General features: G+C 66.4%; 15 protein-coding genes and 1 tRNA gene. 8 read left to right on the forward strand and 8 right to left on the reverse strand.

Annotation, left to right across the window (positions count from 1 at the left end; translation table 11 throughout):
* Positions 1-97: 97 nt before the first annotated feature.
* Positions 98-511, reverse strand: coding sequence for a hypothetical protein (locus GGQ91_RS04820; protein WP_043379479.1), 414 nt, complete (start codon positions 509-511; stop codon positions 98-100).
* A 207-nt stretch (positions 512-718) separates the two neighbouring features.
* On the opposite strand from GGQ91_RS04820, the gene GGQ91_RS04825 reads away from it, so the two are divergent.
* The 4 genes from GGQ91_RS04825 (at position 719) to GGQ91_RS04840 (ending at position 4,331) form a co-directional block, all read left to right on the forward strand.
* Positions 719-1,279, forward strand: a complete 561-nt coding sequence (locus GGQ91_RS04825) for a L,D-transpeptidase (protein WP_043379390.1) — start codon at positions 719-721, stop codon at positions 1,277-1,279.
* A 259-nt stretch (positions 1,280-1,538) separates the two neighbouring features.
* Positions 1,539-2,087, forward strand: coding sequence for a formaldehyde-activating enzyme (locus tag GGQ91_RS04830; protein ID WP_043353007.1), 549 nt, complete (start codon positions 1,539-1,541; stop codon positions 2,085-2,087).
* Between the two features lie 152 nt (positions 2,088-2,239).
* Positions 2,240-3,592, forward strand: coding sequence for an L-serine ammonia-lyase (locus GGQ91_RS04835; RefSeq protein ID WP_043759710.1), 1,353 nt, complete (start codon positions 2,240-2,242; stop codon positions 3,590-3,592).
* 88 nt (positions 3,593-3,680) lie between these two features.
* Positions 3,681-4,331, forward strand: coding sequence for an outer membrane protein (locus GGQ91_RS04840; protein WP_182591459.1), 651 nt, complete (start codon positions 3,681-3,683; stop codon positions 4,329-4,331).
* Positions 4,332-4,391: 60 nt separating this feature from the next.
* Here GGQ91_RS04840 and GGQ91_RS04845 read toward each other — a convergent pair whose 3' ends face one another.
* A complete protein-coding gene (locus GGQ91_RS04845; RefSeq protein WP_043379397.1) occupies positions 4,392-5,435 on the reverse strand; it encodes a MaoC family dehydratase in 1,044 nt (347 codons plus the stop codon).
* 12 nt (positions 5,436-5,447) lie between these two features.
* Complete coding sequence (locus tag GGQ91_RS04850; protein WP_010684838.1) at positions 5,448-5,750, reverse strand: YggT family protein; 303 nt, start codon at positions 5,748-5,750, stop codon at positions 5,448-5,450.
* Positions 5,751-5,873: 123 nt separating this feature from the next.
* Here GGQ91_RS04850 and GGQ91_RS04855 point away from each other — a divergent pair.
* From GGQ91_RS04855 to GGQ91_RS04865, 3 genes are all read left to right on the forward strand, one after another.
* Positions 5,874-5,949: transfer RNA gene (locus GGQ91_RS04855), tRNA-Ala, on the forward strand.
* 315 nt (positions 5,950-6,264) lie between these two features.
* Positions 6,265-7,209, forward strand: a complete 945-nt coding sequence (locus tag GGQ91_RS04860; protein ID WP_182591460.1) for a toll/interleukin-1 receptor domain-containing protein — start codon at positions 6,265-6,267, stop codon at positions 7,207-7,209.
* Between the two features lie 14 nt (positions 7,210-7,223).
* Complete coding sequence (locus GGQ91_RS04865; RefSeq protein WP_182591461.1) at positions 7,224-8,726, forward strand: DUF2235 domain-containing protein; 1,503 nt, start codon at positions 7,224-7,226, stop codon at positions 8,724-8,726.
* A 102-nt stretch (positions 8,727-8,828) separates the two neighbouring features.
* Here GGQ91_RS04865 and GGQ91_RS04870 read toward each other — a convergent pair whose 3' ends face one another.
* The 5 genes from GGQ91_RS04870 to GGQ91_RS04890 form a co-directional block, all read right to left on the reverse strand.
* Complete coding sequence (locus GGQ91_RS04870; protein WP_182591462.1) at positions 8,829-10,472, reverse strand: patatin-like phospholipase family protein; 1,644 nt, start codon at positions 10,470-10,472, stop codon at positions 8,829-8,831.
* A 464-nt stretch (positions 10,473-10,936) separates the two neighbouring features.
* The gene (locus tag GGQ91_RS04875; protein WP_182591463.1) at positions 10,937-11,560 is read right to left on the reverse strand and encodes a hypothetical protein; all 624 of its coding nucleotides are present in this window, start codon (positions 11,558-11,560) and stop codon (positions 10,937-10,939) included.
* Between the two features lie 46 nt (positions 11,561-11,606).
* Complete coding sequence (locus GGQ91_RS04880; protein ID WP_182591464.1) at positions 11,607-12,062, reverse strand: Ivy family c-type lysozyme inhibitor; 456 nt, start codon at positions 12,060-12,062, stop codon at positions 11,607-11,609.
* A complete protein-coding gene (locus GGQ91_RS04885; protein ID WP_182591465.1) occupies positions 12,059-12,406 on the reverse strand; it encodes a hypothetical protein in 348 nt (115 codons plus the stop codon). Before GGQ91_RS04885 ends, GGQ91_RS04880 begins: the two co-directional genes overlap by 4 nt.
* Before the next feature lie 84 nt (positions 12,407-12,490).
* A complete protein-coding gene (locus tag GGQ91_RS04890; protein WP_182591466.1) occupies positions 12,491-13,801 on the reverse strand; it encodes a flagellin N-terminal helical domain-containing protein in 1,311 nt (436 codons plus the stop codon).
* 243 nt (positions 13,802-14,044) lie between these two features.
* On the opposite strand from GGQ91_RS04890, the gene GGQ91_RS04895 reads away from it, so the two are divergent.
* Positions 14,045-14,554, forward strand: coding sequence for a cupin domain-containing protein (locus GGQ91_RS04895; RefSeq protein ID WP_182591467.1), 510 nt, complete (start codon positions 14,045-14,047; stop codon positions 14,552-14,554).
* The last annotated feature ends 92 nt before the right edge of the window (positions 14,555-14,646 follow it).

Consider the following 14,646-nt stretch of genomic DNA (forward strand, 5'->3'; position numbering starts at 1 on the left):
CATCGTCGTGGCAGATCTCGGGACCGGTCACGAGGCCGGTCGGACGGAGATCAGGACAGGCGCGCATCCTCGCCGGCCGCCAGGGCCGGGGCGCGCGTCAGGCCAAGCGGGGAGGCCGGTGCGGCGAACCGTCCGGCGCGGAAGCCGGCAGGATGTCGGACCTGTATTCGAACGATGCGGAAAGAGTGTGACGGGGCCGCGGCGCCTCGACCGGCGGGCGCGGCAGCCCCAGTTCGGTGAGGATCTCGCTGTCGGCGGCGCAGAGATCGGTGCGGCCGAAGACGGACCGCTTGGCCTCGGGTTGCGCGTCCGGCGTGCCCGACAGAACCGAGAGGCGCGGGCTCGTGATCGCGCAGGCCGGGCCCTCCGGCCGCGCGGATTGGGCCCGTGCCGGCACGGCGGCCATTGCGGCCGCCGCGAGGACGAGCAGCGCCAGCACGGCGAGGCCCCGGGCGAGGCGGTCCGGCAAGGCCGCGACACGGCGGGCCAGAAGGGCGGCGGATCGGATCACGGATCTGAGATAAGCACGGCTGTCGCCGGGCGCAATCACCCACGGCGTCGCGGCGTCCGCGGAGTGTTGCATGCAGCACACAGCTACGCCCGGAAGTGCACATCCCGACGGCCCGGCCTCAACCTTGCCGTGAAGTCCGGGCCGGCTCGCCCGATGCGCGCAGGGCACCGCGAAGGTCTGCGCCACGACGGACGGAGGATGGAGACCATGCCGAGACGGATCGCGCTGCTCGGGCTCGCGGGGTTGCTGCTTGGAAGCGCCCCCGCGCTGGCCAACCCGCTGGACAGGGGCCCCATCGCGGACTTCCTCAACGTCTTCCGCAGCCAGGCGATCCCCCGCGAGACCGTGGCGTGGACCGGCAAGGAGAAGCCCGGGACGATCGTGGTCTCGACGCGCCAGCGCCGGCTCTACTACGTGCTGGGCGGCGGCGCGGCGGTCCGCTACGGCGTCGGCGTCGGCCGGCAGGGCTTCTCGTGGTCGGGCACCAAGACCGTCACCATGAAGAAGGAATGGCCGGATTGGCGCCCGCCGCAGCAGATGCTGGCCCGCCGCCCGGACCTGCCGCGCTACATGGCCGGCGGCCAGGACAACCCGCTGGGCGCCCGCGCCCTCTATCTCGGCTCCTCGCTCTACCGCATCCACGGCTCGAACGAGCCGGAGACGATGGGGGCGGCGGTCTCGTCGGGCTGCATCCGCATGACCAACAAGGACGTGGTCGACCTCTACGACCGGGTCCGGGTCGGCACCAAGGTCGTCGTGCGCGACTGATCGCGGCGGGTGGCGGCGCCCGGCCGCCGCCACCCGCCTGCGTCGCCTTCTCCCCTGCGTCGCCCTCTCCCCTGCGCCTCGGAGCGGCCCCGGGCGGCGCGCGGACCGACCGCGACGCGCAAGGCCGTGCGCGGGCGGCCGGATCGGCGCGGCTGCGGCTGCGGCTGCGGCCGGGTCCGCGTCGACAGGCGCAGCGGGCCGGTGATAGGAGCCGCGCCGTCGGGCAGAGCCGGATCGCCCGATCTCCACGAGGGACAGCATGAACGAACGCATCATCCTGCGGGCCGGCGAGGCCCTGGTGGCGGGCGGGCCGCCCAACACCGCCTCGGAGCCCGAGGTCATCATCGGCGAACTCGACGGGCCGGTCGGCACCGCCCTCGCCACGCTGACCGGCGATCAGGTCGTCGGCCACAGCCGCGTCTTCGCCCTGCTGAACACCGACATCATGGTCCGCCCGGTCACGCTCTGCGTGTCCAAGGTCAGCGTCACCGAGAGCAAGTACACCTCGATCCTGATGGGCACCGTGCAGTTCGCCATCGCCAACGGCGTCCTCGACGCCGTGCGGGCGGGCTACATCCCCAAGCACAAGGCCAACGATCTCGGCATCATCTGCTCGGTCTGGCTCAGCCCCGGCGTCATCGAGGCGCAGCATGTCGACCACAAGGCGCTGTTCGACATCCAGCGCCGCGGCATGACCGAGGCCATCCGCAAGGCCATGACCAACGAGCCCTCGATCGACTGGCTCCTCGAGAACCAGGACAAGATCGTGCACAAGTACTACCAGATGGGCCTCGACGGGAAGATCTGAGCGCCCGTCCGCGCCGCGATCACGCCTCCCGCCGTCGGCTCCCGGCCGGCGGCCGCGGCGCGGACCCGGCGGGCGTTCCTGCGGGACCCGCATGGCCGGCTTCCTGCAGGGCCGCGTCCGGGGCCCGGGCCGATAGGGAGAGACGCCACGCCATGATCAGCGCCTTCGATCTGTTCAAGATCGGGATCGGCCCGTCGAGTTCGCACACGATCGGCCCGATGGTCGCCGCGCGCCGCTTCCGCGACCGCGTCGCCGGCCGGTCCGGCGTCGCGCGGGTGAGCGCGGAGATCTTCGGCTCCCTCGCCTGGACCGGGCGCGGCCACGGCACCGACGTGGCGATCTACCTCGGCCTCCTGGGGCACGAGCCCGCCACCGTCGATCCCGACGCCGTGGCCGGTTACACGCAGGCCCTCGCCGAGACCGGCGCCCTCGGCCTGCCCGGCATTGCCTTCGATGGCACGCGGGACCTTCTCTTCAACTTCACCGAGGTGCTGCCGCGCCACACCAACGGCATGCGCTTTCGCGCCTACGATCCTGCCGGCGGGCTTCTGGACGAGGTGGTCTGCTACTCCGTGGGCGGCGGCTTCGTGGAAGAAGAGGACGAGCCCGGCACCGCCGGCCTGGACGCGGTGGCGCTGCCGTATCCGTTCGAGAGCGGCGCCGACCTCCTGCGGACCTGCGCCGAGACCGGCCTGACGATTCCGCAGGTCCAGATGGCCAACGAGCGCGCCCTGCGCTCCGACGCGGAGATCGAGGCCGGGCTCGATGCCATCCGCGACGCCATGCTCGCCTGCATCGCCCGGGGTCTGCGCATGGACGGCGAGCTGCCGGGCGGCCTCAAGGTGCGGCGGCGCGCCAAGCGGCTCCACGCGACGCTCGAAGCGAACCGGCTGTCCAACAGCCGTCCGGCCCACGAGATCATGGACTGGATCAGCCTGTTCGCCCTGGCGGTGAACGAGGAGAACGCCTCCGGCGGCCGCATCGTCACGGCGCCGACCAACGGTGCGGCCGGGATCGTCCCCGCGGTGCTGCGCTACATCGTGGATTTCTGCCCCGGCTGGAGCGAGTCGCGCGGCCGCGACTACCTCCTCACCGCCGCGGCCATCGGCGGGCTGATCAAGCGCCGGGCCTCGATCTCGGGCGCCGAGGTCGGGTGCCAGGGCGAGGTCGGCTCGGCCTCGGCCATGGCGGCGGCGGGCCTCGCCGCGATCCTCGGGGGCGAGCCGCCCCAGGTGGCCAACGCCGCCGAGATCGCCATGGAGCACCATCTCGGCATGACCTGCGACCCGATCGGCGGCCTGGTGCAGATCCCCTGCATCGAACGCAACGCCTTCGGCGCCAACAAGGCGGTGGCCGCCGCCTCCCTGGCGCTGCACGGTGACGGGGTGCATTTCGTGAGCCTCGACCAGGTCATCGAGACCATGCGCCAGACCGGGCACGACATGCAGGCCAAGTACAAGGAAACCTCCCTGGGCGGCCTCGCGGTCAACGTCGCCGCCTGCTGAGCACGCCGGCCCCGGCGCGCCGCGCACGATCCCGCGGGTGCGCGGGTTCCGCCTGTCGCGGGCGGGGAGCTTCGGCTAGGATGGCGGGATGATCAGACGCGCCGATTCCCGTCCGTTCAGCCGCCTCGCGGCCGGTCTCGCGCTCGGGGCCGGTCTCGGGCTCGGGGCCGCGTGTCTCCCGGCGGGTCCCGCCGCCGCCCAGGCGCCGTTCTGGCCGTCCATCGGCTTCGCGCCGCTGCCCTCCTTCGCCTGGCCGCAGATGCCTGAGGACGCGTATGGCCGCTGGACCGGCTCCTACGCGCGCCTCTCGACCGGCTACGCGGTCAGCACGTCCCGGCATTTCGGCAGTTATTCGGGCCCGACGATCGGGTTCGAGGGCGGCCGGATGTGGCAGGAGGGCCCGATCCTCTACGGCATCAGCGGCGGGTTCGATTACCTGGCCGGGCTCGACGGCACCCTCACGCCGGGCTTCGGGCGGCTCGCCTATTCCAACGACTTCGCCGGGTCCCTGGAGGTGAAGGTCGGCACCCTCGTCGCGCCGGACGTGCTGGTCTACGCCAAGACCGGCGCCCTGGCCCTGCACCAGACGCTGCGCGTCGGGCCGACCCCGGGGTCGCTGCCGTTCACGCGCCAGGACATCGCGGTGCGGCCGGTCGCGGGCGTCGGCGTCGAGTGGGCGGTCACGGACCGCCTCTCGCTGGCGGTCGAGGCGGGCGTGGTCGGCGGCGGGATCCGCTGAGGCGGTCTCTCCCGGCACCGCCGCCCGGCGGTGCCGGGAGGCGGCCCCCTGATCGGCCCCCTACTTCGGGACGAAGGCCCAGTAGTCGAGGTCGAGAATCACCGCCGGGTCGTAGCCGTCGCCCGCGCGGTCCGGGAAGGCGCCGCAAGACTGATTCTTGGTGGCGACCGTCCGCAGGCGCAGGAGCCCGACATCGTCGCGGCCGACATCGGCTGTGGCCAGCACCTCGCTCCAGGCATAGACCGTGTCGCCGGCAAACAGCGGTGCCACGTGGCGGCCGGCATTGATGCCCGCGAGGGCGAAGGCGTTGCCGAGCCCGTTGAAGCTCAGCGCCCGGGCGAGCGAGATGACGTGGCCGCCGTAGATCAGGCGCCGGCCGAACCGGGTGTCCTTGGCGGCCAGCCCGTCGAAATGCACCTTGGCGGTGTTCTGGAACAGGCGCGTGGCGATCTGGTGCTCGGCCTCCTCGACGGTCATGCCGTCGACGTGGTCGATCTTCTCACCGACCGCGTAATCCGCGAAGCGGTGCGGGCTGCCGGCGAGGTCGGTGTCGTAGGCGGCGGCCGAGAGCTTCGGCAGGGCGCCCGCGAGATCCTGCGGGTCGACCACCTTGGCGAGGCTCGGCACGTGCTCCTCGGCGATGGCCGCCTCGGGGTCGCGCTTGCGCACGAGGACCCAGCGGCAATAGCTCAGCACGGTCTCGCCGCGCTCGTCGGAGCCCACCGAGCGGACATAGACCACGCCGGTCTGGCGGTTCGAGCTCTCCTTGAGGCCGATCACCTCCGACACGGTGGAGAGCGTCTCGCCCGGATAGACCGGCCGCCGGAACCCGCCCTCCGCGTAGCCGAGATTGGCCAGCGCGTTCAGCGAGACGTCCGGGACGGTCTTGCCGAACACCATGTGGAAGGTGAGCAGGTCGTCGAGCGGGCTCTTCGGGTAGCCGATGGCCCGGGCGAAGGCGTCCGACGACTGCACGGCGAAGCGCGGCCCGTAGAGGCCGGTGTAGAGCGCCACGTCGCCCACCGTCACGGTGCGCGGGGTGGCGTGGCGGATGGTCTCGCCGAGGCGGAAATCCTCGAAGAAGCGGCCGGGATTCGTCTTCACGGGCGTTCGGTCCTACTGCGCGTAAACGTAGGTTGCGGGCACGGCGTACTCGTGCAGCAGGCGGCTGATGAACAGCAGCAGCAGGATCAGGATGATCGGCGAGATGTCGACGCCGCCGAGATTGGGCAGCAGGTTGCGGATCGGCCGCAGCACCGGCTCGGTCAGCCGGTAGAGCACCTCGCCGATCTGCGCGACGATCGGGTTGCGCACGTTCACCACGTTGAACGCCACCAGCCAGCTGAGAACCGCGCTTGCGATGAGGACATAGATGAAAAGCTGGACGACCGTGTCGAAGAGCCAGATCAGGGCGTTCATGCAGGTCCGCGCGCTATCCTCGGGGCGCCCGCACCCCAGCGCCGGAGCGGCGCGCGGCGGGCGACGTTGAAACAGGGAATTGACAGGCTGAGCCGCCCGCGCCTACAAGGCCGGCGCCTCGACGGGGCTGTAGCTCAGATGGGAGAGCGCCGCAATCGCACTGCGGAGGTCAGGGGTTCGAATCCCCTCAGCTCCACCAGGCTTTTCTCGCAGGGAAAAGCCCAATGGTGGCAGGGACTTGTAAATTTAAGTCCCATGAATAAGACCCAATAGGACCCACGGCCAACGGCATTTGAGACCCAGGGCCCGCGCGAAAATCCACAGGCTCGATTGGTTTGTCCTTCGGACCCGCGAGACGTGACCCATCGATCAGAAACGAATTTCGCCGAGCGATCCTGATCGTAGGTTCGGTTGCGCGATCCTTCGGACCCAACCGGAACGAACTAGGAACGGCGTCGTTGCCTCCTGACAAGCTCGTCCAGGGATTTCGGCTCCCGGTCGAGAAGGGGCTGCCATGGCGACCGTCTTCTTCTCCTATTCCCACGTCGACGAGGGATTGCGCGATAGGTTGGAGATCGCGCTCGCGGCCCTCAAGCGGCAGGGCCTTATCGAGGCTTGGCACGACCGCCGCCTGATCGCCGGCGACGATTTCGACGCCGGGGTGCGCGGCGAACTCGAACGGGCCGACGTGATCCTGCTGCTCGTATCTCCCGATTTCATCGCTTCGGACTACTGCTACGGCATCGAGATGACGCGGGCCCTGGAGCGGCACGAACGCGGCGAGGCCAGGGTCATCCCGGTGATCCTCCGTGCCTGCGATTGGCATCCCCTGCCGTTCGGCAAGCTCCTTGGCATACCGCGCGACGGCAAGCCGATCAGGTCGTGGCCCGATCTCGACGAGGCGTTCCTCGACGTCGCGCAGAAGATCCGTGCCGCCCTACCGCAGGCGGGAGCTGCCAGGCCCCGGGATCCCGTTCCGACGGGGCCGATGCCGATGGCCCCCCAGGGCCCCCGCTCCAGCAACCTGCGCTTGCGCAAGACCTTCGCCGAGGTCGATCACGACCGCTTTCTGGACGACAGCTTCGAGTACCTCGCCCGCTTCTTCGAGAACTCGCTCCAGGAGCTGAAGGAGCGCAACGAGGGCATCGACACCACCTTCCGCCGCATCGACGGCAACCGGTTCACGGCGGCGATCTATCGTGACGGAAAAGCGGTGTCCCGCGGCTCGATCGTGCGCGGGGGCATGTTCGGACGCGGGATCAGCTGGGCCGCGAACGACCAAGCAACAGGCAACAGCTTCAACGAGCATATCGCCGTCGAAGGCGACGAGCAGGGCCTTTTCCTTCGTCCGAGCGGAATGCCCCACCTCGGCCGTTCGGACGAGAAGCGGAAGCTGACGCAGGAGGGGGCCGGGGAGTATCTCTGGGAACTCCTGATGCAGCCGCTCCAGTGGCGCTGACCGTCGGGGGAGCCATGCCGAAGAACATCGTGGTCTTCTCGGACGGGACCGGCCAGGACGGTGGGATCCGACCCGAACAGCGGGTTAGCAACGTCTACAAGATGTATCGCTCCGCCAAGGTCGGGCCGGAAACGGGGATCGACCCGGCTGCGCAGGTCGCCTTCTACGATCCGGGCCTGGGGACGGACGCCGGCGCCACGGCCATCACGGCGCCGGTTCGGTTCCTGCAGAAGCTCCTCGCCTCCGTCACCGGCCAAGGCATCACCGCCAACGTCGCCGACTGTTACGCGTTCATTCTCGATCACTACGAGCCAGGGGACCGGATCTACCTCGTGGGCTTCAGCCGCGGGGCCTACACGGTCCGCTGCCTCGCCAATCTCCTGATGCTGTGCGGGATCCCGACCAGGACGCCGGCCGGTCCGCTCCGGCGTTTCCGGAAGCAGGTCCGCGACATCGCGGACGAGGCGGTATCGAAGGTCCTGGAGCAGGGGGCCGGAAAGCCACGGGGCCTCTACGAGGCCGATCGCTTCGAGCAGGCGCGTCGCTTCCGGATGAGGTATGGATCGAACGCGGCGGAGGATCCTGACGGCTCCAACGCTGCGCCTTATTTCATCGGCGTCTTCGATACGGTGGCCGCCCTCGGCGCGAGGGGCTTCCGTCGCTTTGCCATCGGCGCCGGGCTCCTCCTGCTCGGCTTGGGCGCCGTCGCGGCCGCCGCCGGCTTGGCGAACCTAATCTTCGGTTTCCCATTCCGCCCGAGCCTTCTGGCGATCGGCTTGGCCGCGGCGGCATTTTCCGGCTGGCGCTGGGTCGGCGCCCACCTGAAGACGACTTGGTACCCTGAGCGGACCGGATGGAGGCGCTGGGTCCCGAACTGGCATTTCGCCGTTTGGCGCGCCGGGTACTACGACCGCCTTCTCAGTCGCTCCGTGCGTTTCGCCCGCTCCGCCAACGCGATCGACGAGACCCGCGCCGATTTCGACCGGGTCCCGTGGGGCGGACAGGCGCAGGATCCAGTCCCGGGCGGCCCGCCGACCTTCCGCCAAGTATGGTTCGCGGGCAACCATTCCGACATCGGCGGCAGCTATCCCGAGGCGGAGTCGCGCCTCTCCGACATCGCGTTGGGCTGGATGGTCGCGGAAGCGCGAGCGCTTCCGCACCCGTTGGTGATGGAGGACGACAAGCTTCGCCGGCACCCGCGCGCCGACGGGGTCCAGCACTGCGAGATCGCGGGCATGCACGACACCATCGAGCGCCATATCTGGAGGTTCCTGCGCCCCCTGGCTGGCAAAATGAACTGGGAGGAGCTTCCGAACGGACGCGACATCAAGCCGGACGCCGTGATGCACCCGACCGTACCCGAGCGCTTCGCATTGTCGAGAGTGACGAGTTGCTCGCGGTCCGGCCCCTACCGGCCTCGGGCACTCAGGGCCCATCATATGTTCAAGGAATTCTACGCCAGCCAAGCGGCAGCGCCGTCCGCCGCAGGGACAAATCAGCAACCACCTTCGCCATAGTGTTTAGGTCAGACACCATATCTGCCTCTTCGGGCGACGCTGTCGCTGGCGTGCTTCGGGGAACATGCGACGCGCTCAACGTCGCGAGACCGAAGACTACACTCAATGTCTCGGGACGATCCGGCAATGTAGTTTACTTTTTGGAGCCAGATCTCGGCAAGATATGGTGCATTTGTAAACAGACCCTTCCAATTTTGCCTCAGATATTGTGACATCCGAGTCTGCAACATCGCCCTTTTCACTGTCGTTGACAAGATCAAACCGCCCGAGCGCTGCAGGATATGCAACGACAATCTCAGCGAGCTCCAAGGGGTGGCCATAAGGATTGGTAAGACTTGCGAACTCCTCACGCCTGCTATTCATCTTTATCATCGCGTCTTTTCGAGAAAAGATATCTGATATTTCAATTTCATCTTCGGTGGAAATATGACTGTCTGGCCCCAGGAATTCGACAAGACACCGCCTGTTGTTCGCATTTACTGGCTGCGTATCTAGTGACAAAACTTTAATAGGAAGCTCTGTATTTTTCGTTCTATTGTATGCCCGCCAAATTGATGGGGCCTTGCTTGGCGTATATAAAGAAGTTATAAAGCATCTGAATTTATCACTCTTCACGATTAAAATAGTTTCCTTCGTAACGCTATCCGCGGGACGCCGCTCGACCGGAGCGCCATCCTCCCGGGTATCAGCGCAATTGATGGTAACAGTCAGCCTTGAAGAGGTCATTTTAGCATAGTCAGCCTGATCCAACGCCATTATAGCCATGGTGTCCATGTAGTCGGACAGATTTCTTGTATCGTCTACACGGTACTGCGTCGATTTATTGATACGCCCATGGACCAGGGAAAAATCGGTAATAAGATCTATAGTCTTGTTTTTTAAGTTCTCGTACCACTTTTCATCACGCAGAAGCACGAGAGCTTCCTCGAAATCGAAGGTCGAAAATGAAGTCTGTATCGGTATCTGAAACGCGTCTGAAACCTTGGCGCGGGACCGCTTAACGTTATTGTCAATCGCCGCGCCTATCAAGGACAGCAGATACATAAAAACATTGTCTATCGGCTTTCGATCAGATGTTTCTTCAGGAAAGACGGCAAAAATTGGGGCTTTCGGGTCCGTCAGAGATTCTACGGGAAGATTATCGCATAGACCACCGTCGACATGATGGTTAATTGAGAGATATTTAAATGATCTAAAAGCAACCGGCAGCGCGCATGAGTCCCGCAATGCCGTCTTGATACTACCTGTCTCGATGATCTTGCCACCAGAGCTTGCGAGATCTGTCGTGACGATCGAAAGCGATTTATCCAGTTGCTCGATAACCTTGTCCTTGTCGGCGCAGTGTGCAAGTATCTGGTCGAGGAACACCCCGAACTCTGCCTCTTTGAATAAGGGGTCTCCTGTCCGGATCACGGATTTCAGCAACGGAGCCGCGCCATAGACAGCGCTGATTCGTGCGGCCCAACCTGTCGCGTCAGCGACCGCGGTCAATTGCGTGACGCTATTACCCACCAGCTTGCGGACATGCCCGGAACCTGCAGCGGCGAGATAGGTTCTTAGGCTAGGGAAATCGCATTTAGCGGCTATCAGGGCGGCGCAGATGGCTCCGGCTGATGTCCCCGCGACCGCCTTTATCTGAATGCGGCCATGGGCCTCACAAAACTGAAACGCTTCCGCAACCGGCAGCATGGCAATGAATTTCGCACCGCCCCCTTGGAATGCTATCTGTATCTCGGGTGCGGTCATATCGGCTTCGGTCCTTGTCGTAAGGGGCAGGGTCGGCTACATTCCGACTGCGGTAAGAACGCTACCTAGAGGAGAATAAAATGTCTCGCAGCAATCTCAAGGGCCTCTCAGGGGTTATCGAACTCGCTGCCTTCGGTGTCGATGAAGTTGCCCTCTAGGCCGCTCGACCTACCATTCTCATCGCCTGAATCAGTTGGCATGCGGAGCTCGATGTGCGCCGCATGCTTTTCTGCGGCTATCCATGTACGAGCTGCTACGAACCCCTCCAAAGCCTACTGAATTGCCCAGATGCTGGAAGCCTGTGCGTACAATGAGATTGGTAGCTTAGTACCCATCCCGGTTGTCAGGACGAGCTAGGAGCAGCACGCAAGGACGCCAGCCCCGAAGGTGGAAAACGTCGAGGTTGAGTCCGAGGTCTTTGCGCCACCCCGCCAGCTTACCCCAGCTGCGCATCGACACCCGCTTCACCAAGTGGATGCCCCCGTTCCAGAAATGTCCCTGTCGTGAGGTGCCCCCCCCTCGGGATAATAGCCCCGGTCTGCGCCGCGCGTGGGCGGAAACGCTACGAGTTCGATCTCCTCGACGGTGCTGCCGCCGGGCCCGGGATGCGTCGGAACCAGCCAGCGATCGGCACCGCCCCGGAACGAGATGCGTCGCCCCGCGAGTGAAGCGACCGCGTGGGCGGTCAGGGCGTGCCAAAGGCGATCATCGAGGGGCTCCGTGCAGGTCCCGCCCGCGTTCCACCTCCAGCCTGTCGAGATCTCCTGCTCTTCGCGGACCGAGTCGTCGAGCATGGCCGTCGCCACATCCATGCGTTCGGCCGCGAGAGCTTCCGGGCCTACCTCGATATGCTCGTCCCGGAGATCCGCAGGCCCCCGCCCCGGGATGTGCCGGTCATGGCCTTCGTAGCTGGGGATGACGCCCTGCTCGTACGGAGGGCCGTCGAGGCGATCGCCCGGGCGCATTAAATCGAGGCGGCCTTCGTTCCGGACATCGGCCACGACCTCATGCTCGACGTCGGGTGGGAAGGCGTCGCGGATCGGATCGTGCGATGGATCCGCGCGGAGATCGCGGCGGCCAAAACACATGAGGTCGTGCCCCGGTCGGGGCAGTCGCCCCGGCGGTAGCCGGGGGCTAACGAGCCGCCTGGGGCCGGTCCGCGAGCTTGGCCTGTCCGATCAGGATCGCCCGCATGGCGGGATCGGGATGCCCGAGAAAACGGAGGTGGAGCGGGACGTCGACGCGACGTCGATGGACCGCGTACATCCGGTTGGTCGGAGGGATCATGACCACGACCACGTCGTTGGCGTCGCAGTTCCGCGGCTCGCACAGCGTGCCGACCATGAGCAGACGTCCGTCACCCCCCACGGCATGCATGGGGGTGGCCGGTCCGGCCAAGCTTCGCATGAAGGTTGCCTTCTGGTCGGTCGCCGGTATCTCGGCGAGCAGGCGGTCCCAGGCCATGCGGTAGGCGGGGTTCCCCGCGACGAGTTGCGGGAATGTCAGGGCGGCCCCGAGCGGTTCGACCGGCTGGGCCGGAAGCGGTGCCAGCGCCGCGACGGTGACGACGACGTGCAGGAGCCGTCTCATCGACCGACGACCGCCATGTAAACCAAGCCATCGACGTCCTTGTAGAACCGAGCCTTGTCTCGCCCGGGCGGCTTGCCGTCGAGGGAGACTTCGAACGTGCAGACGTGGCCGGGAGCCACCTGGGAGACCTCGCAATCGAGTTTGTGGAAGGACGTGACGGTCGGCATCGGCATGATGCGGCGCGCTCCACCGATGAGGCTCGCCGTAGCCGCCTGCTGCTCCCAGGCCCGGTTCAGGAAGCCCAAGGCGGCGGCGCGCATGGTCGTCTCGGAGGGCTCGTCCGAACAGGCTCCGAGGGTGGGGCCGAGGGCGCAAAGGATCGGGATGACGGATCTACGGAGCATGTCTCGGTCTCGACTGGCGATGGAGGGCCGCTCGGACGGGCTGCCTGGCCCGCCCGCACGATGCTGCAAGGTTTGGAGGCGGGATCAGCGCAGGAGCTGGAGGACGCCCTGCTGGGCGGTGTTGGCCAGAGACAGGGCCGAGATGCCGAGCGACTGCCGGGTCGACAGCGCCTGCGAGTTCGCCGCCTCCTCGTTCATGTCCGCGTTGGTCAGGTTGGCCGCGCCCGTGTCGAGCACGTTGATCATGTTCTTCGTGAAGTCCTGTCGGGTCTGGACCACGGACAGGTTCGAGCCGAGGTTCGAGGACAGCGATTGCAGGCTCGACAGGGCGTTGGTCAGGGCGTTCGAGGCGTTGGTCAGGTCGGAGTTGTTCTGGACGCCGAAATTGCCGCCGGTCTGCGCGGTCGCGCTGTCCGCGAGATGCCCGATGCCGAGGCTGGACGAGGTCAGGGCGTTGCTCTGGACGTTCAGGTTGCTCTGCGCCGTGCCGGTCTTCTCGTTGAAGGCAATCGACAGCTTGTCGCCGTTCAGGAGGTTGATGCCGTTATAGCCGGCATCCTGCGCGGCCTGGTCGATCTGGGTCCGCAGGTTCTCGAACTGTGAGACCAGCGCGGAGCGCTGCGCCGAGGTCCCGCCACCGGTCACGCCGCTGGTGCCGCCGGTCGGCGAACCCAGCAGGGCCTGGGTGCCTGCCGAGGAGGCGGCGAAGGCCGGCGGCGTGCCGCTGGTGGCGCCCAGGTTCACGGAGAGCGCGTCCGAGCCCGTGCCGACGACGGATAGCAAACCGTTCGAGTCCACCGAGGCGGTCGCGATGCCGCTCTTGTTGATCGCGTTGACGACGTCGTTGACGGTGTCCGTCGCCTGAATCGTGTAGGTGTAGGTGTTGTTGCCCGCCGAAAGCTGCACCTGGTTGGCGGTGGCGGCGGCCACCCCGAGATTACCCGTGTGCGTGGCGTCGGCGGCGACGACGGCGCTGCCGAGCACCGTCTTGGCCAGGGCGGTGTCGTGCTGGCTCTTGCCGGTCGCAGTCGCCTCACCGCTGCTGGCCAGTGCCTGCGTCCCGACGATCTTCGGCAGGTTCTGCGCGGCGTTCGACTGGGCCTGCGAGACCACCGACTGAAGTTGCTTCACTAGGTTGGTGATCGTGTCGACGCCCTTGCTGGCGGCCTGGATGGTTTGGATGCCGTTCGAGATGCCGTCGAGCAGGCTGGAGAGGGCACCGGACCGCGTCGAGAGGCTTTGCGCGGTGAAGTAGTTCACCGGACTGTCGAGCGCGGAATTGACCTTCTTGCCGGTGGCCAATCGGTTCTGGTTCGTCGCTGCCTGCGCCGCGGTGTCCTGCAACGAAAGCAGGTTCTGCCGCGTCGCCGCGGACAAGGTGATGGACGAGGACATGTCTCAGGATCCTTCATCGCTCGACACGGAGCGTCGGCGTGCGATGAATTATCGGGCGTCCGAAGTTTAATCGGCTGTAATATTTTCAATCAGCGGAGATCTATTATGTCCAACGGCGTCCCGTTCATGTCGGAATGCGTCCCGCCCGGATTGTTAGCTTTCGTCCACAAGGTTGGGACTGTCGGACCTTGACCGGTCGTCTTGCTCCGGCGAGTCCCTGGACCCGGACGTAGAGTTGCCGCCATGTCCCCCGAGACCATCGACCCGGGCTTCGACCGGATCGAGAGTGACGCGGAACGCCGCGAGGCCTGGATGCGTGCCGTCGCGTCCGTCGTGATCCCGCGGCTGGACCCGGATGTCCCGGTGCCGCGCAGCGCCCGGTTCCACTCCTGGCGCGTGGGCGGGATCGTGCTCAACGAGATCCGAGCCTCGGCGCAATCGATCGAGCGCACACCCTTCCAGATCGGGTCGCAGAACGTCGACCACGTGCTGGTTCGCCTGTTCGCGTCCGGTCGTACAGCGCTGGTGACACCCAAGGGAGACGTCCCGATCGCTCTGGGCGCGATTGGACTATTCGACCTGACGCGGCGGTCGCATTCGCGCTCCAAAGGAATGAGCGGGTTGAACTTGATCATGCCGAGAAGGCGGTTCGACACCCGGGTCGGAGACGTCGCGGGGCTACACCAGTCGATCGTCGCGCCGCGGGGCCGGCCCCTGATACGGCTTCTCGCCGACCACATGCGCAACATCTGACCTGACCGGCTGGCTTTGGACCGAGCTGATTGAGAGGATCAGCGAGGACCGAAGGAGTCGGACATGCGGCGAGGTCAGAAGACGAACGCGGA

Source organism: Methylobacterium fujisawaense, from assembly GCF_014138435.1.
GTDB classification, from domain to species: domain Bacteria; phylum Pseudomonadota; class Alphaproteobacteria; order Rhizobiales; family Beijerinckiaceae; genus Methylobacterium; species Methylobacterium fujisawaense.

Coding starts and splice junctions, on each gene's coding strand:
- GGQ91_RS04825 (WP_043379390.1), top strand. CDS start 719: ATGCCGAGACGGATCGCGCTGCTCGGGCTCGCGGGGTTGCTGCTTGGA.
- GGQ91_RS04830 (WP_043353007.1), top strand. CDS start 1,539: ATGAACGAACGCATCATCCTGCGGGCCGGCGAGGCCCTGGTGGCGGGC.
- GGQ91_RS04835 (WP_043759710.1), top strand. CDS start 2,240: ATGATCAGCGCCTTCGATCTGTTCAAGATCGGGATCGGCCCGTCGAGT.
- GGQ91_RS04840 (WP_182591459.1), top strand. CDS start 3,681: ATGATCAGACGCGCCGATTCCCGTCCGTTCAGCCGCCTCGCGGCCGGT.
- GGQ91_RS04850 (WP_010684838.1), bottom strand. CDS start 5,750: ATGAACGCCCTGATCTGGCTCTTCGACACGGTCGTCCAGCTTTTCATC.
- GGQ91_RS04860 (WP_182591460.1), top strand. CDS start 6,265: ATGGCGACCGTCTTCTTCTCCTATTCCCACGTCGACGAGGGATTGCGC.
- GGQ91_RS04865 (WP_182591461.1), top strand. CDS start 7,224: ATGCCGAAGAACATCGTGGTCTTCTCGGACGGGACCGGCCAGGACGGT.
- GGQ91_RS04870 (WP_182591462.1), bottom strand. CDS start 10,472: ATGACCGCACCCGAGATACAGATAGCATTCCAAGGGGGCGGTGCGAAA.
- GGQ91_RS04875 (WP_182591463.1), bottom strand. CDS start 11,560: ATGTGTTTTGGCCGCCGCGATCTCCGCGCGGATCCATCGCACGATCCG.
- GGQ91_RS04880 (WP_182591464.1), bottom strand. CDS start 12,062: ATGAGACGGCTCCTGCACGTCGTCGTCACCGTCGCGGCGCTGGCACCG.
- GGQ91_RS04885 (WP_182591465.1), bottom strand. CDS start 12,406: ATGCTCCGTAGATCCGTCATCCCGATCCTTTGCGCCCTCGGCCCCACC.
- GGQ91_RS04890 (WP_182591466.1), bottom strand. CDS start 13,801: ATGTCCTCGTCCATCACCTTGTCCGCGGCGACGCGGCAGAACCTGCTT.
- GGQ91_RS04895 (WP_182591467.1), top strand. CDS start 14,045: ATGTCCCCCGAGACCATCGACCCGGGCTTCGACCGGATCGAGAGTGAC.